Origin of the sequence: Gordonibacter sp. 28C, from assembly GCF_003339845.1 — a bacterium.
GTDB lineage: Bacteria > Actinomycetota > Coriobacteriia > Coriobacteriales > Eggerthellaceae > Gordonibacter.
In genome coordinates, this window is the sequence record NZ_PPTR01000015.1 from 21,573 (window position 1) to 44,371 (window position 22,799).

21 protein-coding genes are annotated in these 22,799 nt (G+C 65.2%); 17 read left to right on the forward strand and 4 right to left on the reverse strand.

The window, feature by feature from the left end; all coding sequences use genetic code 11:
• Positions 1-183 precede the first annotated feature (183 nt).
• The 7 genes from C1878_RS14555 to C1878_RS14585 all read left to right on the forward strand — a co-directional run bounded on the left by C1878_RS14555 (position 184) and on the right by C1878_RS14585 (position 7,715).
• On the forward strand, positions 184-852 hold the full coding sequence (locus C1878_RS14555; RefSeq protein ID WP_114602335.1) for a hypothetical protein: 669 nt from the start codon (positions 184-186) through the stop codon (positions 850-852).
• Positions 853-972: 120 nt separating this feature from the next.
• Entirely contained in the window at positions 973-1,836 is an 864-nt protein-coding gene (locus C1878_RS14560) for a hypothetical protein (protein ID WP_114602336.1), read from the forward strand.
• Positions 1,836-3,020, forward strand: a complete 1,185-nt coding sequence (locus tag C1878_RS14565) for an iron ABC transporter permease (protein ID WP_114602337.1) — start codon at positions 1,836-1,838, stop codon at positions 3,018-3,020. Before C1878_RS14560 ends, C1878_RS14565 begins: the two co-directional genes overlap by 1 nt.
• Positions 3,017-3,871, forward strand: a complete 855-nt coding sequence (locus tag C1878_RS14570) for an ABC transporter ATP-binding protein (protein WP_199519361.1) — start codon at positions 3,017-3,019, stop codon at positions 3,869-3,871. Before C1878_RS14565 ends, C1878_RS14570 begins: the two co-directional genes overlap by 4 nt.
• Positions 3,868-5,085, forward strand: a complete 1,218-nt coding sequence (locus C1878_RS14575; RefSeq protein WP_114602338.1) for an ABC transporter substrate-binding protein — start codon at positions 3,868-3,870, stop codon at positions 5,083-5,085. The genes C1878_RS14570 and C1878_RS14575 overlap by 4 nt, the downstream gene beginning before the upstream one ends.
• Positions 5,086-5,439: 354 nt before the next feature.
• Positions 5,440-6,027 (forward strand): RNA polymerase sigma factor, encoded by a 588-nt coding sequence (locus C1878_RS14580; RefSeq protein WP_114602339.1) that lies wholly within the window; start codon positions 5,440-5,442, stop codon positions 6,025-6,027.
• Positions 6,024-7,715 carry a DUF4179 domain-containing protein gene (locus tag C1878_RS14585; RefSeq protein ID WP_114602340.1) on the forward strand — a complete coding sequence of 564 codons (1,692 nt, stop codon included), beginning with the start codon at positions 6,024-6,026 and terminating at the stop codon, positions 7,713-7,715. Before C1878_RS14580 ends, C1878_RS14585 begins: the two co-directional genes overlap by 4 nt.
• A gap of 93 nt (positions 7,716-7,808) precedes the next feature.
• On the opposite strand, the gene C1878_RS14590 is transcribed toward C1878_RS14585, so the two are convergent.
• Positions 7,809-8,174, reverse strand: a complete 366-nt coding sequence (locus tag C1878_RS14590) for a hypothetical protein (protein ID WP_114602341.1) — start codon at positions 8,172-8,174, stop codon at positions 7,809-7,811.
• Between the two features lie 1,020 nt (positions 8,175-9,194).
• On the opposite strand from C1878_RS14590, the gene C1878_RS14595 reads away from it, so the two are divergent.
• Complete coding sequence (locus tag C1878_RS14595) at positions 9,195-11,267, forward strand: translation factor GTPase family protein (RefSeq protein WP_167510336.1); 2,073 nt, start codon at positions 9,195-9,197, stop codon at positions 11,265-11,267.
• An 82-nt stretch (positions 11,268-11,349) separates the two neighbouring features.
• Here the strand turns inward: C1878_RS14595 and C1878_RS14600 are convergent, their stop codons facing one another.
• Complete coding sequence (locus tag C1878_RS14600) at positions 11,350-11,676, reverse strand: hypothetical protein (protein WP_114602342.1); 327 nt, start codon at positions 11,674-11,676, stop codon at positions 11,350-11,352.
• A gap of 327 nt (positions 11,677-12,003) precedes the next feature.
• Between C1878_RS14600 and C1878_RS16950 the strand changes: the two genes are divergently transcribed.
• The 9 genes from C1878_RS16950 (at position 12,004) to C1878_RS14640 (ending at position 20,402) form a co-directional block, all read left to right on the forward strand.
• Entirely contained in the window at positions 12,004-12,972 is a 969-nt protein-coding gene (locus C1878_RS16950) for a hypothetical protein (RefSeq protein WP_241963775.1), read from the forward strand.
• On the forward strand, positions 12,936-13,676 hold the full coding sequence (locus C1878_RS16955) for a response regulator transcription factor (protein ID WP_241963776.1): 741 nt from the start codon (positions 12,936-12,938) through the stop codon (positions 13,674-13,676). Before C1878_RS16950 ends, C1878_RS16955 begins: the two co-directional genes overlap by 37 nt.
• Before the next feature lie 81 nt (positions 13,677-13,757).
• Entirely contained in the window at positions 13,758-14,486 is a 729-nt protein-coding gene (locus C1878_RS14610; protein ID WP_114602343.1) for a hypothetical protein, read from the forward strand.
• A gap of 326 nt (positions 14,487-14,812) precedes the next feature.
• Positions 14,813-15,049, forward strand: a complete 237-nt coding sequence (locus C1878_RS16640; RefSeq protein WP_158539834.1) for a hypothetical protein — start codon at positions 14,813-14,815, stop codon at positions 15,047-15,049.
• 245 nt (positions 15,050-15,294) lie between these two features.
• On the forward strand, positions 15,295-17,661 hold the full coding sequence (locus tag C1878_RS14620) for a molybdopterin-dependent oxidoreductase (RefSeq protein ID WP_114602344.1): 2,367 nt from the start codon (positions 15,295-15,297) through the stop codon (positions 17,659-17,661).
• The gene (locus tag C1878_RS14625) at positions 17,633-17,983 is read left to right on the forward strand and encodes a 4Fe-4S dicluster domain-containing protein (protein WP_114602345.1); all 351 of its coding nucleotides are present in this window, start codon (positions 17,633-17,635) and stop codon (positions 17,981-17,983) included. The genes C1878_RS14620 and C1878_RS14625 overlap by 29 nt, the downstream gene beginning before the upstream one ends.
• 24 nt (positions 17,984-18,007) lie before the next feature.
• A complete protein-coding gene (locus C1878_RS14630) occupies positions 18,008-18,244 on the forward strand; it encodes a hypothetical protein (protein ID WP_080144714.1) in 237 nt (78 codons plus the stop codon).
• Between the two features lie 272 nt (positions 18,245-18,516).
• Positions 18,517-19,926: an MFS transporter gene (locus C1878_RS14635; RefSeq protein ID WP_114602346.1), complete on the forward strand. Its 1,410-nt coding sequence runs from the start codon at positions 18,517-18,519 to the stop codon at positions 19,924-19,926.
• Between the two features lie 224 nt (positions 19,927-20,150).
• On the forward strand, positions 20,151-20,402 hold the full coding sequence (locus C1878_RS14640; RefSeq protein WP_114602347.1) for a hypothetical protein: 252 nt from the start codon (positions 20,151-20,153) through the stop codon (positions 20,400-20,402).
• A gap of 415 nt (positions 20,403-20,817) precedes the next feature.
• Here C1878_RS14640 and C1878_RS14645 read toward each other — a convergent pair whose 3' ends face one another.
• Together C1878_RS14645 and C1878_RS14650 are read right to left on the reverse strand one after the other, a co-directional pair.
• Positions 20,818-21,159 carry a hypothetical protein gene (locus C1878_RS14645; RefSeq protein WP_114602348.1) on the reverse strand — a complete coding sequence of 114 codons (342 nt, stop codon included), beginning with the start codon at positions 21,157-21,159 and terminating at the stop codon, positions 20,818-20,820.
• Positions 21,160-21,293: 134 nt separating this feature from the next.
• Positions 21,294-22,607 (reverse strand): MFS transporter, encoded by a 1,314-nt coding sequence (locus C1878_RS14650; protein ID WP_114602349.1) that lies wholly within the window; start codon positions 22,605-22,607, stop codon positions 21,294-21,296.
• Positions 22,608-22,799 lie beyond the last annotated feature (192 nt).

A 22,799-nucleotide genomic window follows, 5' to 3' on the forward strand; every position in this document is an offset into this window, starting at 1 on the left:
CCCGAGCAAAGTCGGAGTGCTGCAGCTTGTCATCCCGAGGGAAGCCGGAGCGTTATCCTCTGTCGTCCCGCGCGGAGCCGAAGCGCCGCCCCCTGTCATCCTGAGCGGAGCGCGTCAGCGCGGAGTCGAAGGATCCCGCGCGGCGTCAGCCATGGCGCTTTCGAGTGGAACCGTCATGGTTGCGTGGCCCTCGCAGGCGGCCTCGCGGTCTGGCGTCTCCTCCTTCTCCCTCTCGTCCTGGCGCTGGCGGCGTGCTTGGCGCTCGCCTCTCCGGCCTACGCGCTTTCCTCCACGGCGGAGCGTGTCGTGGAGCCGGTGGAGGTGTTGCGGGTGAGCGCGGGAGCGTTCGGCGCGGAGTCGACGGCGCCTCTCGCGGACGGAGCGGGGGAGCTTGCGCTGCCGCGGTTCTGCCCGGTGGCGCTTTCGGCGGAGTGCGATCCGGCGTCCATCGAGGCGGGGGTCGATTGCGGTATGGACTGGATGTGCGGGATCGAGCCGTGCCTGTGCGGGTCGGCCGACGCGTGGGGAGGGTGCTCGTGCAACGGGCTGGAGACGACGGTGCCTGCCGTGGCCTACGCGTCGTCGGATGAAGGCGTCGTGCGGGTGGCGGAAGCTGCGGGACGGGTGTGGCTCGTGCCCGTCGCCCCCGGCACCGCCACCGTCACGTGCACGGCTTCGCTCAAGCACTTCGCCGACGCCGAGGCGCATCTGGCCGTGACCGTGGGCGGGCCGACGCTCGCCGACGGCGTGCTCGCGGGTCTGTGCTTGCTGGCGGTCGCGTTGACCGCGGCGTGCGTGCTGCTCGCCCGTCGCGCGGTGAAGCGGAGGAGGCGCCATGCGGGCCTTTCGTAGGGGCGATCTCCTGATCGCCCGTTCGCGCGCAGCGCGAAAAGCAACTTCTGCCGGGTTTGCCGGCTTCGCCGGAGCGGGCGATCAGGAGATCGCCCCTACAGGTCCAAGGGGGTTGGGGGGATGGTGATGAAAAACGTTGTGAAGACGGCTTGTGCGGCCGTTGCGCTCGCGCTCTGCGTTCTCGCGCTCGCCGGCTGCGCGCAGCCGCAGGTGGCGAGCGACTCGCCGCGCGTCGCCGACGTGCGGCTCGCCAGCACGAGCGCCATGACGGAATCTTCGCAGAACGTGGAGGTCAAGCTCGTGTTCGACCAGCCCGTGTCCGTGGCGGCCGACGCGGCCGACGACTTCGAGGTGCTGCTCAACGGCAGCCCGCTCGACGGCGGGGCTGTGGCGCTCGACGTGCGCGGCTCGGCCGACGGCGTCACGTTCGTGCTGCATCCCTCGTCCGGCGCCAGCACCGCGGGAGGGAAGGGCACGTTCTTCGCGCTGTACCAGAGCGGGTTCTCCGTAGCCGCCAAGCGCGCGGACGGCGCGCTGCCGTCCGTTACGGCCGTCTCCGGCTCGTGCGCCGTGCTCGACGCGCCGGTGGAGGGCACGCTGCCCAGCGGCCTGACCATCGAGGTGGCGGATGTGCGCGCCGGGTCGACGGACGACAACCTGCCGGCCCAGACCACGTTCAGGGTGACGTCCCCTGCTCTCGTGCGCGCCATCACCTGGTTCTCGCCCGACGGGGGTGCGACGAAGCTGCTCAAGCACAACCACACGTTCGCCGACGCCGATGCTCAGGACTGCGCGGCCGACTTGGCGAAGGTGGTCAACGAGGCATCCGGCTTCGGCATCGTTGCCAAGGCGTCGGGCGACGTGGTCACGCTCACGGCCGTCTCGGTCGCCGACGGCCAAACCGTCGATCCCGTGGTCGTGGAGGGCGTGGGCGTGGAAGGCGGGGCGTACGACGCGTCCCAGGGCACGGGAGAGGGGGCTTGATGGCCGCCGAACCGCTGGTCGGGACCGCTGCGGTCGCGAGGGACGAGCTTTCGCCGGCATGTTCCGCCGCACCCGCGTGCGCTCCCGTCGAAGGCTCCGTCCGCACTGCCCGCAAGCTGGGAGGCACCCCCGCGAAAGGGCTCGTGCGCGTCCCCAGCGCCGCCGACGGCGCGCCGTCCGTGCGCCGCCGCAAGGCACTCGTGCTGGTGGCGCTTACTGCGCTCGTGGTCGCAAGCTTCCTGTTCTCGCTCACGCTCGGGCGCTACGACATGGACTTCGGGCAGCTGCTCGCCCTGCTGGCCGCACCGTTCTCGGGTTCGGCCGAGGCGACGGACGCCAATGTGTTCTTCACCATCCGGTTGCCCCGCGTGCTGGCGGCGCTCGTGGTGGGCGCCGCGCTGTCGGGCGCGGGCTGCGCGTTCCAGGGCATCTTCAAGAACCCCATGGTGTCGCCCGACCTGCTGGGCGCGTCGGCGGGCGCGTGCTTCGGCGCGGCGCTCGGCATCCTGCTTTCGTTCGGGAGCTTAGGGATAGAGATCGCCGCGTTCGCGGCGGGCGTGGCGGCCGTGCTTGTGAGCTACGGGCTTTCCAGCGTCATCGGGCGGCGCATGAGCGGAGTGCTCGTGCTCGTGCTGTCGGGCCTCGTGGTGGGCAACCTCTTCCAGGCGTTCACCTCGGCCGTGAAGTTCCTGGCCGACCCGAACTCCCAGCTGCCCGAGATAACCTTCTGGCTCATGGGCGGCCTGTCGTCCGTGCGAGAGGGCGATCTCGTGGGCCTGCTGGCCGCATTCGCCGTGGGCACGGTGGGCATCATGGTGCTGCGCTGGCGGCTGAACGTCATGGCGCTCGGCGACGAGGAGGCGCTCTCGCTCGGCGTGAACGTGAAGCGCACGCGCCTGGCCGTCATCGCCTGCGCCACGCTGCTCACGTCGGCCTCGGTGGCCGTGGCGGGCATGGTGGGCTGGGTGGGCCTCATCGTGCCGCATCTGGCGCGCTTTTTGGTGGGCTCGGACCATCGCGCGCTCGTGCCGGCGTCCATGCTGCTGGGTGGCGCGTTCCTCATGCTGGTGGACGACGTGTGCCGCAGCGTCTACACCACTGAGATACCGCTGTCCATTCTCACGGCTATTCTGGGCGCGCCGCTGTTCGTGTACCTGATCTGCCGGCAGAGGAAGTCGCTGTGAGCGCCCGGGAAAGGGCGCGGGCCGCCGCGAGCATTCCCGCCGCAACCGCCCCTGCCCTCCAAGTGAGCCATCTGGCCTGCGGATACGGCGGTGCTTCTGTGCTCGACGACGTGTCGTTCTCGCTTGGGTGCGGCCGGGCGCTCGTGCTGTTGGGACCTAACGGCGTGGGAAAGACCACGTTGTTCAAGACCATCTTGGGTTTCCTGCCGCGTATTGCCGGCGACGTGCGCATCGAGGGCGAGGACGTGCGCGGTTGGACGCGCAAGCGCTACGCGCGCTCGGTCGCCTACGTGCCGCAGACGCACGATTCTGCGTTCGGCTTCACCGTGCGCGAGATGGTGCTCATGGGCCGCACGCCCACGCTCGACGGCCTCGCCGGTCCCGGCCGCGAGGACGAGCGCATCGCCGACGCGGCCATCGACGAGTTGGGTCTGGCCGCGCTGGCCGACCGAGACTGCACCACGCTCTCGGGCGGCGAGCGCCAGATGGTGCTCATTGCCCGGGCGCTCGCCCAAGAGCCGCGCTTGCTGGTCATGGACGAGCCCTGCGCGAACCTCGATCTGGGCAACCAGGTCGTCGTGCTCAAGCGCATTCTGGCGCTCGTGGAGCGGGGGCTCGCCGTGGTCATCACGTCCCACGATCCGAACCATGCGTTTTTGCTGGGCAGCGACGTGGTGTGCGTGGGGCGGGGCTCGGGCGTCACGGCGGGCGCGGCGCGCGACGTTCTCACGGCCGACGCCCTGGGCGCGCTCTACGGCGTCGAGGTGGGCGTGGGCGAAGTGGGCGGCTCCGAAGGGAAGAGGGGGACGGCGTGCACGCCGTTTCTGGATAGCGAGAGGATCGATCTATGAAGAACCTGCACCCGGAATCCGGCCTTGCGACGCGCGGCTCCCGAACAGCTCGAACGGGCGGCGCGGCACGCGTCCTCACCCGTCGGAGCTTCCTCGGCTGGGCGGCCGTCGCCGCCGCCAGCGCGTGCGCGGGCGGCATGCTCTCCGGATGCGCGAGCGCCGGTTTCGCGCAGGGCAACCTCACCAGCGTCGCCGACATGGGCGGGCGCAGCGTCATGGTGCCCGAGCAGATCGACCGCGTGTTCTGCACGAACCCCATCGGCACGGTCGATCTGTTCGCCCTCGCGCCCGAGAAGCTGGCCGGTTGGAACTTCCGCCCGGCCGGCGACAACAAGAAGTACATCCCCGACGAGTACTTCGCCCTGCCGTCGCTGGGCGTGTGGATGGGCGCGGGATCGGTGCCCAACGCCGAGGAAATAGCCGCGCAGGATCCCGACGTCCTGCTGTGCTACTGGACGGCGGACGACGTGGGCGGCGGCATGGCCGACGACATCCGCGACGAGACGGGCCTGCCCGTGGTGCTGGTGGACTACGACGTTCGCCATGCGCCCGAGATGTTCCGCTATGTGGGCGACCTCGTCGGCTGCGCCGAGCGCGGCGAGGAGTTGGCGGCGTTCTGCGAGCGGAAGCTCGCCGTCATCGAGCGCATCGCCGCCAGCATCCCGGATAGGCAGCGCAAGTCCGTCTTCCTGGCACAGGGCAACGACGGCCTCACCACCGACCCGGTGGGCAGCATGCACGTCACCGACGCGCTCGAGCTCATCAGGACGGGCAACGTGGCCGACATGCCCGGCACCGAGGGCAAGGGCATGGGCATGCCCAGCGTTAACCTGGAGCAGGTCATCACCTGGAACCCCGACGCCGTGCTCGTGGCCGAGTTCAACATGAGCGATTCGGAGAGTTCCGACATCTACGGCGCCATCCAGCAGGATGCTCACTGGAACAACGTGCCGTGCGTGAAGGCTGGCGAGATATACCGCATCCCCCAGTCGCCGTTCTCGTGGTTTGGACGGCCCCCCTCGGCCGCGCGCGTGCTCGGCTGCCTCTGGGTGCTGAAGGTGCTCTATCCCCAGTACGCCGCCGACATCAACATGCGCGACGAGACCATCGAGTTCTACCGCACGTTCTACCGCTACGACGGCTTCGACGAGTACACCCTCGACCAGCTTCTGGGTGCTGCGGGCATCGACAGCGTCACCGGGGAGAAGCGCTAAACGGCCCGCCGCTCCCTCTCGGCCTCGACCTTGCACGGCGACCGTGATCGAACCGTCGCGAAACCGCGCGAACCTTGCACGGATCTAACGAATGAGCCTTACGGACCTTGCCCGTTTTCCGGTAGAGGCGTCGCGCAGACCTTGCACGTCTTCTGCTCGAGCGCCGTCCCGATCTTGCCCGTTCCGGCAAAGGAGCTTTGCGCGCCTTGCGCGGCGAAGGCGGGCTTGGCAGGCTGAGGCCTCAATCCGCTCGCGTCGGCCGCGCGGCCCTTTCCGGGTTTTTCAAAATCATCCGTAACCTTTTCCGCTTCCCGCGCGTCTAATAAGCAATCGACGCGAAAAGGAGGTTCCTGCGTGAACGAACTCGTGATACGCGTTAAGCAGGGCGACAGCGATGCGTTCGTGGAATTGTTCGAGCAGCACAAGCTCGCCCTGTGGAAGGCCGCGATGGCGGTGCTCGACAACGCCGACGATGCGGCCGACGCGCTGCAGGAGACCGCCGTCAAGGCGTGGAAGGCCCTGCCCGGGTTCGAGGGCCGCAGCGCCGTGGGCACCTGGCTCACGCGCATCCTGCTGCGAACCTGCTCCGACGTTGCGCGCAGGCGCCGCCGCGAGACTCCATGCTCCATGGACGACGGCTCCTTCGATGAAGCCCTCGGTGCGGCGAACATGGAGCGGAGCTTCAACGGGCGCAACGCCGTCGGGGGCGTTTCTGCCGTCGATCACGACGTCGTGCTCGACGTGCGCGGCGCCGTCGACCGGCTCTCTGCCGACGATCGTTTGCTGCTCACGTTCTTCTATGTGGACGATTACCCCACGCGCAACATCGCCGAGATACTGAACGTATCCGAAGGCGCCGTGCGCACCCGGTTGTCAAGGGCGCGGGACCGGTTCAAGGCACTGTACCTAGGAAAGAGGCAAGAGGAGGTCGAGGCGGTATGACAGGCTCCAGCAGTCAGGACGGCTCCAGCAGGCAAGGCGCCCGCAACGGCGAGGACGAACTCGGACGGGAGGTGCGCCGCTTCTACGACGTGCAGCGCATACCGCCCAAGGCCCAGGTCAAGCTCGAAGAGGCGTACGCAAAGCTCAGAACGACGCCGCAGGATCGGCCCCGTTCGCAGCCGGTCGCCGCGACGGAGGGTCGCAGCTCCTCGGAAAGCGCCGGTCGCCACGCGCCCGTGCGAGGGGCCGTTCCCGCGCGCGGCAAGGGCAAGGCTCCCCGCGTCGTCAAGCGCGGCGTGGTCGTCGCGGTGGCTGCCGTGCTCGTGGTCTTGCTGTGCGGCACGGCCTTCGCGGCCTCGCGTCTTTTGCAGATGCGGCCGGGCGAGACGGGCTTCTTCGAAGTCGGCGGCAACCTGCCCGTGTACGACAGCCTCAAACCGGGCGTGTCCAGCCTGAACGCCCCGGTGGGGGATGCTGTGGCGGTCGAGGGCGTCGATGTGGCGCTCGATGCCGTCTCTTGCGATCGCAACGTCGTGAATCTGTTCTTCACCCTCACGAAGGAGGGCGGCTTCGACCTGGACGAGCAGTCGAACTACGAGGGATCGCAAGAGAACGAGTGGTCACGCCTGCAAAGGCTTTCGCCCCGCTTCGGGTACACGCTCACCAGCAACGGCGAGACCGTGGGCACCGGCTCGGTCAACCTACTGGACGCGTACATGGAGGGCGACGTGGTGAAGGTCATGCAGCGCATCGTTCCGGAGGCGACGCTGCCCGACCAGGTGGACGTTGCGCTGGAAGGCTGGGCTCCCTGGGCCGTTGATGCGGTGAACGGGAAATCGAGCTTCTCCATGGCGGTTGGCATGGATCTGAGCACGGTCGCCCATCCGCGCGAGCTGGGCTCGCAGGAGCTCGTGTTCTCCACGAGCGAGGGCGAGAAAACCATGGGCATTCAACGATTCACAGCGTCCGAGTTGGGCTGCGTCATGGTGGTGCGCAACGACAACGCGTGGACGGGCGAGCCTGGGACCGAAGGATCGTCCTACGGGCCGCCCAGCAACGTGTTGAGCCCCTATGCGCTCAAGGTAACCGACGACCAAGGCAACGTGCTCACCCCGGTGGGCGCTGGCGACGGGTCGGGAGGCGCGAGCATGGACGGGCCCCAGGTGATCGAGTTCGCGAACCTCTCTCCCGATGCGAAGGCCGTCACGTTCACGCCCATGACCAATGCCTTCGACTGGGAGTCGCTTTCGGTCGACGAGCGCAAAGCGCGCAACGAGGCGAACGTGCAGCACGTCGACGTGTCGCAGGTGGGCGCGCAGCTCCCCACGAGCGAGTTCGGCGGCTACGAGCTTACGGGCTGGGACGTGAGCGACGGTACCGTGAGTATTTCGCTCAAGCCTTACGGTTGGCAGGCGAACGGCAGCTACATGGAGCTTGTGCCCGAGCAGGACGTCACCATGCTGGAAAGCACATGGACGGACCCCGACACCGGCGAGTCGGGCACGGGCTACCATTCGGGCATCATGTACCGCAAACGCGACTACCTGACGGGTGCGTTTGTGCAGATGGTTTCGTACTACGCGGCGCAGGACGAAGAGCTGCGCGGGCTCACGCAGTACTCCTACCTGTCCGCGTTCGACACCTATCGCGAGGATACGGACGCGGCGGTCGCGCTGCCGTTCGCGTAGCCAGGTCGGTTCGCGTCGTCTGACAACGAAAAGCGGGGCCCGCCATAGCGGGCCCCGCTCGGGTTCGGTGCGCTGTCGTGCGTCGGCGACGCCTTATTTCCCCCGCAGCTTCTTCACGCCTCCGGCCGCGATGGCGGCGCCCCCGCCAATGGCGAGCAGGCCCGGGCCGGGCAGGATGAGCATGGGCACGCCCGCGAGCATGACGACGCCGCCCACGGCCGTTTGGACCGCGCCGGCCAGGCGGCTCGGCTTCTTCGCCGCGCCGTTGCCGTCGATCACCGTCGCTTTCGCCACATCGCGCGCCGCATCGGCGGCCTTTGACGCGGCCTTTCCGGCCGCCTTGCGTCCGTAGGAGGGGGCTTTGAAGGCGGTCTCGGCAGCGGACTTCGCGGCGCTCGCCGCCTTGTCACGAACGCTCGCCACCGGATCGACGTCGATGATGGGGTCGTGCTTGCTCATGGGGCACCTCGCTCGTTCGCGCTCGCGTTCTGTCTCCCCGATTATACCGCCTTGCGCTCAGGCGGACTCGCCTCCGCACCCGTTCGTCACCTCGCGGCGACGAATTCTACGCAGGTTCTTCAAGCGATCCCCAGTGCTGTAGTTCGACCCCTCGCCCGCATTGAAAACTTCGATACCCGCCCGCTCGCGGACGGGGCCGTCGGCATGCATACGACCCGATCCTCCGGCGCCGGACCGCCCGGTCCCTTGGCAGGCACCGCGTTTCGGCGAGGAGTCCAAAACCCGTCCACGGCACCTCGTCTGTGGTCCGCGCTGCGCGCACCTCTCGTCCATGGGCAGGTCAATGCCCGCGCGTGCCGTCTTCCGTTCCGAACATTCTAAAAACACGTTTCTGGAGAGGTTTCTGCTAAAAAATCACGTTTGTGAACGAGTTTTCAAGTCGATTTATTTATATGTAGTAGCATCATTAAAAGAAACCCCAGATGAGAGAGGAGCACTTCTGACTATTCTCAATAAAGATCATGCACAAACGTAATTTTTCAGCAAAAAACTCGTTCGAGCGAGATTTTCAAGTGACACGGCTGCGAGACGTGCGATCCCGAGCACGCGACCCCGAGCACGTGATCCCGGATCGCCCTTCGCCGCCGTCCGCCAAGGCGCGGGGACGCATGCCCGCGTGGTCGCCGTTAATCCAAGATCAACGTGAACCCGTTCGGGGCCGCACGGCACCAAATCGCCATCGGCCGCTACGCAGAGGCGTGCCGATCTTGGCTTAACAGCGCCTCGTCCGACGCATCCGCGCTTAGCCGGGCGTGTGCGAAAGGGGCCCCGAATTCCCTCATTTCCGACATCCCGGCCGCTCACATGCGATACACTACGAACCAACGGTATTCGCGGCGCGTTCGCGCGTTCGCGAGACTTGCAACGCGAGGGTTGGAACGGGTAAGGCTCGACTGTGGTTCGCGCCTTGGAGACAACGACAACGGCGTGGCCCACGCAACCGGAAAGTTGGTGGTCAACATGGCAGCTCCTGCTACCGAACACGTACGAAACATTGTGCTGGTGGGCCAAGACGGCGCCGGCAAGACGTCGCTCGCCGAAGCGATGCTGCACGTCTCGGGCCGCACGCCCCGCATGGGCACGACCCACGACGGGAAGTCCTACCTCGATTACGACGAGGAGGAAATCCGGCGCAAGTTCACCATCGGCACGTCCATCGCACCCATTCCGTACAAGGATTACAAGATCAACCTGCTGGACACGTCCGGCCATCCCGACTTCATCGGCGACACGCTGGCCACCATGCAGGCGGCCGAGATGGCGCTGTTCGTGGTCGACGCCGTAGCCGGCCCGCAGGTCATGACCACCAAGCTGTGGCGCGAGGCCGAGGACATGCGCCTGTCGCGCGCCGTGTTCATCAACCACATCGACCGCGAGAACGCCGACTTCGACACCGCCATGGCCCTCTTGCACGCGCGCTTCGGCTCTCGCCTGGGTCCCGTGACCATCCCCATCGGCGTGGACGCGGACTTCAAGGGCGTCATCGACATCATCCGCATGAAGGCCCGCTACTTCGATCCCGGCAGCGACGCCGAGCGCATCGAGGACATCCCCGCCGACTACGTGGAAACGGCGCAGGCCGCCCGCGACAAGCTGTGCGACCTCGTGGCCGAGGCCGACGACGACCTCATGATGAAGTACCTGGACGGCGAGGAGCAGCTCACGCAGGAGGAGCTGGAGCAGCTGCTCGACAAGGCCATCGCGCAGGAGTTGTTCATCCCCGTGTTCGTGGGGTCCACCATCATCGAGCAGGGCATCCAAGGCGTCATGGAGGACATCGCCACCTACTTCCCGCATCCGCGCCACCACGGCCGCTTCCGCCTGGCCAACGGCGAGGAGACGCTCGTCGACGAGACGGGCGAGCCCGCGGGCTTCGTGTTCAAGACCGTGTCCGACCCGTTCGTGGGGCGCCTGAGCTTCATGAAGGTCATCTCCGGCGTGCTGGAGCCGGGCATGGAGCTGGTGAACGCCCGCACGGGCAAGAAGGACCGCCTGGGCCACCTCTACGTCATGATGGGCAAGGAGACGAACGACGTGAAGAGCGCGAAGGCCGGCGACATCATCGTCGTGCCCAAGCTCACGGAAACGCGCACGGGCGACACGCTGTCGAAGTCGGGCACCGTGGCCATCGACCCGCTTCCGCTGCCCGAACCGCAGTACCCCGTGGCCATCGAGGCCGTGAACAAGAAGGACGAGGACAAGCTGGGCACGTTCCTGGCCCGTGCGATAGAGACCGACTCCACCATCCGCGTCAGCCGCAGCGAGGAAACGCACCAGACCGTCGTCACCGCTATGGGCGACGCCCAGGTGGAGACGCTGCTCGCGCGTTTGAAGGAGCAGACGGGCGTCGAGGCGAAGCTCGTGGACGTGCGCATTCCGTACCGCGAGACCATTCGCAAGACGGCCGAGGCGCAGGGCCGCCACAAGAAGCAGACGGGCGGCTCCGGCCAGTTCGGCGACTGCTGGCTGCGTCTGGAACCCAACCCGGGCGGCGGCTACGAGTTCCTCGACGAGATCGTGGGCGGCAAGATCCCGCGCGGCTTCATCCCCGCCGTGGACAAGGGCGTGCAGGACGCCATGGCCGAGGGCTTCCTGGCGGGCTACCCCATGGTGGACGTCAAGTGCGCCGTGTACGACGGCTCGTACCACTCGGTCGACTCCAACGAGATGGCGTTCAAGACCGCCGCGCGCATCGGCTTCCGCGCCGCGTGCGAGAAGGCCGACCCCATCCTGCTGGAGCCCATGGCCAACCTCAACGTAACGGTGGGTGAGGAATACGCCGGCGCCGTGATGGGGGACATCTCCACGCGCCGCGGCCGCATCGTGGGCACCGACTCCAACGACGCGGGGGAGACGGTCATCATGATGCGCGTGCCCTACGCCGAGGTGGTCACGTACACGAAGGACCTGCGTTCCATCACGCGCGGCTCCGGCTCGTACACCCTCGAGCTCGAGGGCTACGACCCGGCTCCCGCTGACGTGACGAAGAAGCTCGTGGAGGCGTACCAGGCGGCAAGGGCCGCGGGGAACTAGCACCTAACGCCCAGCCGGCCTTGGCACCGTGCAAGAGAAGCGCCGCCCCTTGAGGCGGCGCTTCTCTTGCGATAGGGGTCGCTCATGTTTCGGGATGCGCTGCCAGCCACTCGTCGCTGGGCGGGGTGTTGCGGCGGCACACCTGGAAGCCGTGCTCGGGATGCGAGGTCGTGCCCTTGCCGCAGGGGTAGGCGCACACCAATCCGCTGAAGTTGCAGCGCACAGGTTCAGGGCGCACTAGCGGTGCCAGATCCTCCCCGCACTTCTTGCACAGAAGCGGCGCGCCGGCTATGACGTCGAGCCGGTCGAAGATGGTGCAGGTTCCGCAGACGGGGCATTTTCCCGACTTTTTGGGCGCGGGCTGGCATTTGCCGCACAGCGGATTGCACACCCAGCATCCTCCCGGCATGACGGTCCTTCCTTTCTGTCGGCGACGATAAACTTATCTGCTTGGTTACGTTATACTTTGTGATAAAGTGGTTGCCCGCTCGGGCGACGACGAGAACGCTTGAACGGAAGCGGAGACGCACGAGCCGCGTGCGCGGAGAAGTCCCATGCGCGCATGCACAAAGATCAACCTAGCACGAGGCTTGGCAGGCTTCGTACCTATCGCGGTATGAAAATGAGTGGCTCTGGTACCGTGGGCTATAGGCCCTTCTGAACAAAACGAGTAAGGTTTGAAAAGAACGAGCATGTGCTTCTCGGTTCTTTTCATCAGGGGGAAAGGGGCGGCCGGATGACGCTGACAGTGCCGGAACGATTGGAGGAGCGCGTTTCGAGCGCGAAGACCTTGACCATGCTCGGATTCAAGGTTCTCCTTAGCTGGCACTACCTCGTTCTGTTCTCTCCCATTTTCATCGGCATGACCGACAATCCGTCTTTCTCGTTTTTCCTCGAGCGCCAATTCACCTTGTACATCTCACTGGCCGGGGCGTTCGCCGTGCTCGTGTGGGTGGGCCGTTTCTTCCTGAAGCGCAACAAAACGGCGCCGTCGACGCTGCTCTTGGCTTCGGCGGGCGTGCTCGCCACGGTGGCCACGGCGCTGTCGGTGGCCACGTTCTCGGCTCCCATGCCGTGGCGCATCGCGTCGGTCGTCCTGTTGGGCATTTCCGAGGCCTTCCTCATGTTCCTGTGGCTCCATTATTATATGGAGGCGGCGGCGGGGCACCTGTTCCGCTCGTTCGCGGTGGACATGATGGCCGGCGGCGTCATCGCCTTCCTCACGTGCAGCCTGGTGCCGCCCCTCAGCCTGATCATCGCCCTATGCATGCCCGCGGTGGCCACGGTTTCGCTCATTGCGAACTGGCGCACCATCGAACCGGCGGACGTGGTGGTCCAGGAGCCCGCCGTGCAGCCGTCGCGCAAGAGCATCCTGCGCCATTCGATGAAGACGCTGCTGCCCACCACGGTGTACGCGTTCGTGTTCGGCCTGCTGCAGGGCGGGTTCATCAACAGCGGCGTCGCGCTGCTCATGGCGGGCAACGCCGTGGTGCTCGTCGGCGTCGTCGTGGCGGGCATCGTCATCTTCTTCATACCCGAGGCCCCCGAGACGAATGCCGATATCGACACGATCCACCGCTTCTCGTTGCTGTTTTTCGTCCTCGGCATCGTGGGTCTTTCGTTTTTGGGCGGGGGGGGGGGGTTCTCCTCGCATCAGAAACGGTTATTTTGGCGGGATTCAACCTGTTCGACTTCGGCGGCCTGATACTCGGCGTCGGATTGGCGCGGCGGCTTAAGCCCGGGTCGCTGCTGCTCGTCGATGGCGGGCGCGTGCTCGTGTACGTCAGCCTGGCGCTCGGGCTCGTGGTGGGCAAGGGCGTGGTGACGGGGCTCGGCGCGGCCGACTCGTCGCTCGTCCTCTATTCCCTCTGCGGCGTGGCCATCACCATGCTCGTGGCCACGGTGCTCACGCCGTTCCGCGAGCAGGAGCCCTTCGAGGCGCAGCTCGCCCGCATGACGGGCGCGTCCGACGAGGCTTCGCCGGCACCCGAAGCGTCGTCCGCCACGGCATCCAAGGACGCCGCTCCGTCCGATCCCGTCGCGGCTGCCAAGAAAGCTGCGGCCGATGCCTCTGCGGCCGAGGGCGAGGGATCGCCCGCTCAGGCCAAACCGGGCATGATGGTGAAACCCAACGCGGAGTCCAAACGCGCCGACACGCCATGGCGGCGCACCTGCCGCAACATCGCCGAGCTGTACAAGCTCTCTCCGCGCGAGACGGAGATATTCTTCCTCATAGCCAAGGGCCGCAACGCAGAGTACGTCCAGCAGAAGCTGGTCATCTCCATGCACACGGCCAAAACCCACATAGCGAACATCTACCACAAACTCGGGGTGCATTCATCGCAGGAGATGCTCAGCTTGATAGAGACGTTCCGCGAGGAGGATATAAAGTCTCACGAGCAGGACTGAGAACTTGCCCATCGCGACGCGCCCTGGCGCGCCGTTTGCAAACATCGAGGGGCGCCGCCCCGCAACCGTAAGGAGAACTTCATGGAAGACACCTCGACCGCACCGCAGCTCGATTTGGACGCGTTCACGCTCGCCTCTCAGGACAGCGTGCACGTTGCCATGCCGCCCGAGCCCGCCGCCTCGGAAACCGACGTCGACGCTCAGCTGTTCGCGTACGTGGCCGCTGCCGAAAAAGGCTCGGGCATCAAGTCGATCGCCGATTTGGACGACGCTTGGGTGCAGAGCTCGTTCGACGGCATCGGCACCATCGAAGAGCTGCGCGCGGGCATCAAGCGCGACCTCGAGCGCCAGGAAAGGCGCATCTGGGACAACCTGAAGTTCCAGAAATGCTCCGACGCGCTCGTGGCGCGCCTTCAGGGCGATCTGCCCGACGACGTCGTCGCCGCCAACATCGAGGCGTCGCAGGCGCAGTACGAGGCGCGTCTGCGCCTGATGGGTTCGACGAAGGAGCGCTATCTGCGCGAAGAGCACCTCACCGAATCCCAGTTCGACGAGAAGCTGCGCGACGACGTGCTGTTCCAACTCAAGCTCAACGTGGTGCTGGACAAGATGATCGCGGCCGAGGGCATCAAGGTCGAGAAGTCCGAGTTGACCGAGTACCTGTCGACGGACGACCCCGACGCGTTCCTGGCCGAGATCGAGGCCAACGGCCGCGTCGAGGACGCGTGCCAGGCAGCCGCCCGCGTCAAGGTCATGCGCCGCGTTGTGGAGACGGCCGTCGTGGAGACCGAGGAGGACCCCGCTGTCTGATCCGTCTTCAACGCTCATGAGCGCTGCGGTCCGACGACGACGCGACCGTTTCGGAGGGACCCGCTACGCGGGTCCCTCCGCCTGTTTGGGCCCGGAAGCGCCGCATCGTCCCTTCTGCATGAACGATTTGCGTTTTGCCTGATAAAAGCCTCGACACTAGCGAACTAGTGAGTATGACTGCCAGTACTAGATCGCCCTTTTTCATACCCGCGAAGGTACTTTCGTCGAATCGGCGCATGGTAGCTTATGCGCTGTGAATGCACCCCAATGTATTTGCAATCGATCTGTTAACCCAGTTTCACAAAATGGAAGAGGAGGATCACGATATGTGCTTCAGACCACCTTCGTTCGACGAGATGATGAAGAAGTGCCCGAACTGCGGCGCCTTCAACCCGCCCGAGAACGATAAATGCAAGAAGTGCGGCACCGAGCTTCCCGCTGCGGATGCCGCCGGCACGGGCGCCAACGCGCCCGCCCCTGGTGCCCCCAAGGCTCCCGGCGCCGCCCCGGCCGCTCCCGGTGCCCCCAAGGCCCCTGGCGCGCCGAAGCCGCCGACGGCGTAAGCGCCGCGCGGACCCGATCCTTCCGGCGCAGCGGCCTCAGAGAGAACCGCGCGGACGCCGGGGCAAGGATCATGCAGGTCTTTAAGAAACCCCGATACTTCGTCTGGAAGAGGAGACCGGGCGGACACGGGGATGCGGGATGCGCGGTTTGAGGAGGCTGCGCATCCCGAGCAAGCGTGCTTCGGGGTTTCTGAAGAATAAGAGTTCATCTTATCGGTATCTCTTTTATGAAAGGGGGGCTTTTCATGATCAACGAATACAACCATGATCTGTACAAAACAGACTGGCGTTGGTACGAGGATGGTTATGAAGTGACCCGCACCTCGGTCTGGACCGGACCTGGGTGTCACAACGGCTGCGGCGTGCTCACGTACGTCAAAGACGGCAAGCTCGAGAAGATCGAGGGCGACCCCAACTTCGGGTACAACCAGGGACGTCTGTGCCTGCGCTGCCTGAACATGGTCGAGAACATCTACAACAACGACCGCCTCAAGTGGCCTCTCCTCCGCGACGGCGAAAAGGGCGAGAACAAGTGGAAGCGCATCACGTGGGAAGAGGCCTTCGACTGGCTCGAGGACACCTACAAGAAGATCTGCAAGACCATTCATGACGACTACAACGGCATCGGGCCCGAGGGCATCGTCGCCCTGTCCGGCACCGGCCGTAACGCCATGTGGCACGGCGCCATGTGCCTCCGCGCGGTCTTCGGCAGCCCGAACATGTCGTTCGGCTTCCTCTCTGCCGACTCCTGCTACCAGCCCCGCATGACCGCCAACCTCATGAAGGACGGCGACTGCTGGATCCTGGACGCCTCCCAGCTGCACCCCGACCGTTACGACAACCCGGAGTGGAAGTGCCCCGAAGTCGTTATCGTGTGGGGCAACGAGCCTCTCGCCTCCAACGGCGACGGTTTCGTCGGCCACTGGCTGGTCGACCTCATGCGCATGGGCACGAAGCTCATCGTGATCGACCCCGCCCTCACGTGGCTCGCCTCTAAGGCCGAGGTCTGGATTCAGGTTCGTCCCGGCACCGACTGCGCGCTCGCCATGGGCATGCTGCGCGTCATCGTCGACGAGGATCTGTACGATCACGACTTCGTCGAGAACTGGTGCTACGGCTTCGACGAGCTCGTCGAGCGCCTGCAGGAGTACCCGACCGACAAGGTCGCGGAAATCTGCTGGATCCCCGAGCAGCAGATCTACGACGCCGCTCGCCTGTTCGCGGCCGCCAAGCCCGGCGCCATCCAGTGGGGTCTCGCTATCGACATGCAGATCTCCGCTATGGAGGCTTCGTTCGCCATCTCCGACATCACGGCCCTCTGCGGCAACCTCGACGTCCCCGGTGGCAACGTGCTCGTCCGCTACGCGTACAACAGCTCCAAGAAGTACGGCTGCGGCCTCGAGTTCATCTCCCCCGAGATGCTCGACCGCCGTATCGGCACCGAGCAGTCGCCCATCCACAAGGCCGGCTACACGCCGTTCATTCCGCCCGACCTGCTGCTCGAGGCCATGGAGACGGGCGTGCCCTATCCGGTCCAGATGCTCTGGGTCCACGGCACGAACCCCATCGCCAACATGGCCGGCGACGCTCCCCGCGTGTACCGCGCGTGGAAGAACGTCCCCTACACGGTCGTCGTCGACTACTACCTGACCCCGACCGCGGTCGCCTTCGCCGACCTGGTGCTTCCGGTGGCCATGTCCGTCGAGCGCGACTCCTTCCGCTCCTGGTGGCAGCCGCTGCGTACGCTGACCGCGTCCGCCGGCCGTTACTACGAGTGCATGATGGACGAAGAGCTGGTGTTCTACCTGGGCAAGCGCTTCAACCCGGACTTCTTCAACCAGTTCGAGACCGTGCGCGACTTCCTTACGTGGATGATCCAGGACGAGGGCAACGGCGTTCCCTACACGTTCGAGGACCTCACCCACAAGGTGTACGACTACTGGGATTGGAACGAGACGTACCACAAGTACGAGAAGGGCCTGCTCCGCGAAGACGGTCAGCCCGGCTTCGTCACCGCGACCGGCATGTACGAGATTTCCTCGCCGCTGTTCGACGTGTGGGGCTTCGATCCTCTGCCGCACCACATGGAGCCGTTCGAGAGCCCGGTCCGCACGCCTGAGCTGTACAAGGAGTATCCGTACATCTACACGTCCGGTCACCGCCACATCGGCCTGTTCCACTCCGAGCATCGCCAGTTGCCCACCATGCGCGAAGTGCACCCCACGGCTATCGCCGACATCTCGCCCGAGATCGCCAAAGAGCAGGGGATCAAGGAAGGCGACTGGGTTTGGTTCGAGAACAAGCGCGGCAAGTGCAAGCAGCAGGCGCACATCGCTCCGGGCCTTATGCCGAACCTCGTCCGTGCCCGCCACGGCTGGTGGTTCCCCGAGCAGGAGGCCGCCGAGCCCAGCCTGTACGGCGTGTTCGACAGCAATGGCAACAACCTGACCACGATGGGCGTGTACGGCCCGACGCACTACGGCGCCCCGTACAAGAGCACGCTCTGCAAGTGCTACAAGGTGACGCCTGAAAATGATTGCTCGCCCAGCGAGATTGTGACTAAGGGAGGTGGCTTCGGTGGCTATGACTACACCCGGTTCGAAGGCGACTAACGGTCTGCTGATCGACTACGAATTCTGCACCAACTGCCATACGTGCGAAGTTGCTTGCAAGAAGGTACATGATCTTCCGATCGGCCAGTACGGCATCAAGACGCTCGAGTACGGCCCCGTGAAGAACGTCAACGGCAATTGGGAGTGGACCTACCTGCCCCTGCCCACGGATCTGTGCGATCTCTGCGCCGACCGCGTGGCCGAGGGCCGACTTCCGAGCTGCGTGCATCACTGCCAGTCCGGCATCATGTACTACGGCACGCTCGAGGAGCTGTCCGCTAAGTTGGCTGAGAAGCCCAATCAGGTGCTTTTCGCAAAGTAATGTTGGAACGAAGGAGGTAGAGCTATGGCTCGTCAGGAGAAAGGCGGATTCCGTCCGCCTCCACTGGGGAAGATTCTGTGGAAGTGCACCGAGTGCGGTACTTTCAACGCGGCCGATGCCACGTCGTGCAAGAAGTGCGGCGCTGAGAAGGAGAAGGTTGCCGACAAGTCCATCGAGAGCGCGACGTTCAAGCCGATCGATGACTCCGAGCGCCTGAACCAGGACAAGAAGGCCGTCGAGAAGATTCTCGGCGAAGAGTAGCAGTTCCAACGGCGAGGGGATCTCTTTCTCGAGATTGGGGTCCCCTCCGTCTTTACATGGCCGCCTGGCAGGGTTGAAACGTTTTCACGGGGAAATGCTGAAAGAGCAAAAGAAGACGATGCCTCGATCCGAGTCTACAAATCCAGGGCTAGCGCACGAAGCGGGAACGCCTTCTTTTGCGCGGGATCCGCACTGCCCGACGGCCGCCTATCAGATTCTCCGACTTGAAAGAACAGCTCATAAGGGTCGGGGAACGTCCCAAGGAGCGGATTATGAGTGCAGCTGCTAAGTCGCCCGGGAAGTTCACCATTTCCCAGGCGATCGACTCCCTCGGAGTCAGCAAGTTTACCATCTCCATTTTCTTCCTCGTTGGCATAGCGATGATGTTCGACGGTTACGACTACATGATCATCTCCTACACCAACACGCAGATCATGCAGGAGTTCTTCGGTCCTGCGGGCAACGACGCCCTCAAGGGCGCCCTGTCGTCCTGGTCGACCATCGGCATCGTGGTGGGCTCGTTCGCAGCCGGCCCGCTGTCCGACAAGTTCGGCCGCCGCAAGATCCTCACCATCGGCACGTTCATGTACGGCCTGCTCACCATCCCGTGCATCTTCGCACCGAGCTACGAGATCTTCGCGGTTTTCCGCGTGCTCGCCGGCCTGTTCCTGGGTGTGTGCACGCCTATCGTCACCACGCTGTTCACGGAGTTCACCCCCACGAAGCAGCGTTCGTTCTTCATCACGTTCGGCATGGCGTGGATGATCGTGGGCTGGGTTGTGGCCGCCCTGGTGGGCACCGTCATGGTCCAGGTCGCCACGTGGCACTGGTGCTACGCCATCGGCGCTTTGCCGGTGATCTACGCGTTCATCTTCGGCAAGTTCACGCCGGAATCGGCTCACTGGTGCGCCGTGCACGGCAAGCTCGACGGTGCGGTGAAAACCCTCGAGCGCATTGAGAAGCGCGCGGGCAAGGAGATCCCCTACGAGCTCAAGCCCGAGAACCTTCTCGTTCCGCCGGTGTCCGCCAAGTCGAGCCCGGCCGAGGTGTGGAAGGGCAAGTACCTGAAGACCACCATCGCTCTGGTTATCATCTACTTCGCCGGCAACTTCAGCATCTACGGTGTGAACGCCTGGCTGCCGGCCCTGATGCTCGAGGCCACGGGCGGCGCCGTCACCGCGTCGTACATGCTGGCCATGGCGCAGAACGCCGCGTCCGTCGTGGCCAACTGCACCACCGGTTTCGTGTCGGAGGCCATGGGCCGCAAGCGCAACCTCATCTTCGGCTACGGCCTGTCGGTGGTTGCCTGCCTCATCGTGTCCCAGGTGGTCAAGCTTCCCGCCGAGACGAGCTTCTGGCCGTACCTCATCGCGTTCGTGTTCATGGGCTTCGCTCTGAACTACGCCATCACCGCTGCTCAGCCGATGATGTCCGAGTCGTACCCCACCGAGTTCCGCAACTCCGGCGTTGCGACGATCGTTGCTCTGGGCAAGTCCGCCGGTATCTTGTCGCCCATCATCCTGGGCGGTTTGAAGGCTGCCGGTTGGGCGTTCTCTCCGCTCATCATGCTGTTGGCCGCTCCCATGGCGTTCGGCTTCTTGGCTGGCTTCCTGCTTCCCAAGGGCGCTAAGGGCATGAACATCGACGATATCGCCGATGAGGCTGCCGACGCGAAGGCGTAAGGTTTAAGGTTTCGACGCGCGTCCTGCCGATCATGCGGGAGCGCAAGGATTGACGTTCGACCGACGGGGTTCCCAAGTTGTTCGGGGGCCTCGTCGGTCGGGTTTGCCAGGGCGGATCGACGATCCGCCCTGGCAAACCCGACCGATCCGCACGTCGGGGCGCCGTTCGCGGCGACGCGGCGTGCCCGGTGCCGGATGGCCGAATCGATACAAGGGGGTTCGCGATGAGCGCTATCATCTGTCCGTTCTGCGGCAAGGAATCGGCCGCCGAGGATCACTGCACGAAGTGCCGCACGCGCTTTACCAAGGAGATTCGCGCCGCCGCTTTCACGGTTGACAACGACCCGCGCAGCGATCGCATAGGGCCGGTGTCGACGAAAACCGCGAAGATCTTTTGCTGGGTGGTTTTGGGGCTTCTCCTGGTCGCCTTCGTGCTGGCCACCGAGCTCACCGGCAACGGCGTCACGGGGCACTGAGCCTTTCAACCTGTCCGGAGCCGGAGGGTGCTCGCCTCGGCGCAGCTCGGGCAGTCCTGGGCTCGCACGAAGGCCCCGCTGGGGCCTTCGGCTCGTGCGGAACTCGCTGCGCCGAGGCGAGCACCCTCCGGCTCCTGCAAAAACGACAGAGACGCGGTTCGTTCTTGCCACATGAAGCGGGTTTGCCGTGGAGGGGGGCGACCGATCGCAGTAGGTGAGAGGGGTCGGTGTTGGACGTTTTCGGCGTTCGGCGATCCCGTAGGGGCGGGCTGCTGTCCGGTGCCGAAATGTTCGAAGCGGATAAACGACGAGGCGAACGCATCGTGCGCTCGCCTCGTCGTTTCGTTCGGTCGTAGCCAGTCGTGCCGGGCGGGCAGCAGCCCGCCCCTACGGGAGCCATCACGATGCGAAGCGTTTACCCCTCGCGCTTCGCCTGCTCGTAGGCTTTGAGATCCTCTTTCGTGATGCCCACGCTGGCTTGGATGCCCCTGATCTCGTTGCCCGAGCGGGTGAAGTCGACGCTCGAGGTGCCTCCCAAGATGGCCAGGCCGATGCCGGCCATCATCATGGCGGCGCCGACGGCCATGTTGCCCACTTCCAAAACGCCGCTCGTCTCCAGTGCCAGCTTGACCGTCACCAGCACCACGATGGCGGCGAGGGCGGCGGCGCATTTTATGATGTCCTTGCGACGGTTCGCTTTGAGGCGCTCGATGTCTTCGTACGCCTTCGCCTTGCGTTGGCTCATGCTTCTGCCCATAACGTGTTCCTTTCCCCTGAATAGGATCGCGTGATCCCCGTCGGCACGGCCTCTTGCGTTCGAGGGGCCGTGCCGACGGGGATCGGTGGGCTTGGGGAGGTGCCAAGCCCACCGATCCCGCGAGGGCGACTTGCTTACGAGGCGGCTGCGGCCGTCTCGGTTGCGTCGGCGCCGGTTGCGGAGCCTTCGGTCGCCGCCTTGGCCTTGCGGCCTTCGAGCATCTTCATGTCGCCGTTCCACTTCTTGGAGAACGGCAGCACGTCCAGCGCGGCCACGAGCGACAGCACGCCCATGACCATGAACACGGCCAAGCGGTTGTCGCCGCCCACGGCGCCTTGCACCACGATGTTCAGAATGGAGCCGAACACGATAGCGAAGTTCGCCAGCGACAGGTTGAGCGGGTACTTCTTGGCGCCGTAGCGCTGGCGGGCGAACGCCGAGGCCACCACGGGCACGCCGCCGTAGCAGAAGCCGCAGCAGAACGCGCCCACCACGTAGAGCGCCGAGATGCCGGTGGTGAACGCGCCGATGATGCATGCGCAGGCGGCCACGGCGATGAGGCCGTCGACCAGCATGGTCACCTTCACGTTCGTCTTGTCGTAGATGAGGCCGATGACCACGCGCGCCAAGCCGTTGCAGGTGGACACCAAGCCCACGAGCAGCGTGGCGAAGCCCACGTCGAAGCCCACGGCCTGCGCGTCGGAGGCGCAGTTGCCGATGGTGGCCAAGCCGATGGCGATGACGATGATAGCCCAGACCCAGTACACGTAGAACGTGGACGACTTGAGCGGCGTGTCCTGCTCGCCCGGGTCGTAGCCGCTGGCGGTGGCCTTCTCGGGCGCCATGAGCGCCACGATGTTCGCCGGCGGGCGGCGCAGCGTGCAGGCCAGTACGACCACGACGAGCGCGGTGATGACGCCGATGGCCACGAACACGGTGCCCAGGCCGAGCGTCGGCGCCAGGTTCACCGAGAGCGTGCCCAAGATGAGCGAGCCCAAGCCGAAGCCCATCATGAGCACGCCCGACGAGAAGCCCACCTTGTCGGGGAACCACACGTTGGTGGTGGCGATGACGGAGTTGTAGCCCACGCCCACGCCCAGGCCGCCCAGCACGCCGTAGCACAGGTACACCACGGTGATGCTTCCCTGGCCGAACAGGCCGGTGCCGGCGAAGCCGCAGAAGAACAGCGCGGCGGCCACGAACAGCGTGTTGCGCACGCCGATCTTGCCCTCGATCTGCGAGCCGATGACGGCGCCGACGCAGAACGTGATCATCATGATGTTGAACGTGAGGCCCACGGCGCTCTTCTCGAGGCCGAACGTGGTGCATATGGGCGCCGCGAACATGGAGAACGCGTAGATGAGCCCCAGAAACAGCAACGTGAGCGTGGATAAGGCCAGGTAGAGCACTCGCTTGCTCTTGATCTGGCCGACGGTCATACCAGGCATGGATCCCCTCTCTTTCAATGGTTACACGAATGCACGAACAGCGCGGGGCATGCCGTGCGACATCTTCCATTGTGCCTTGGGCGCGCGAGCGCGCGTATAGTCGTGCGTACTAGATGCTCTCGTTTTCATACTCCTTATGGTAGGGGTCCGCCGCGCGCCGGTGGTAGGTTTGCAGACAGGACAAGATCGCGC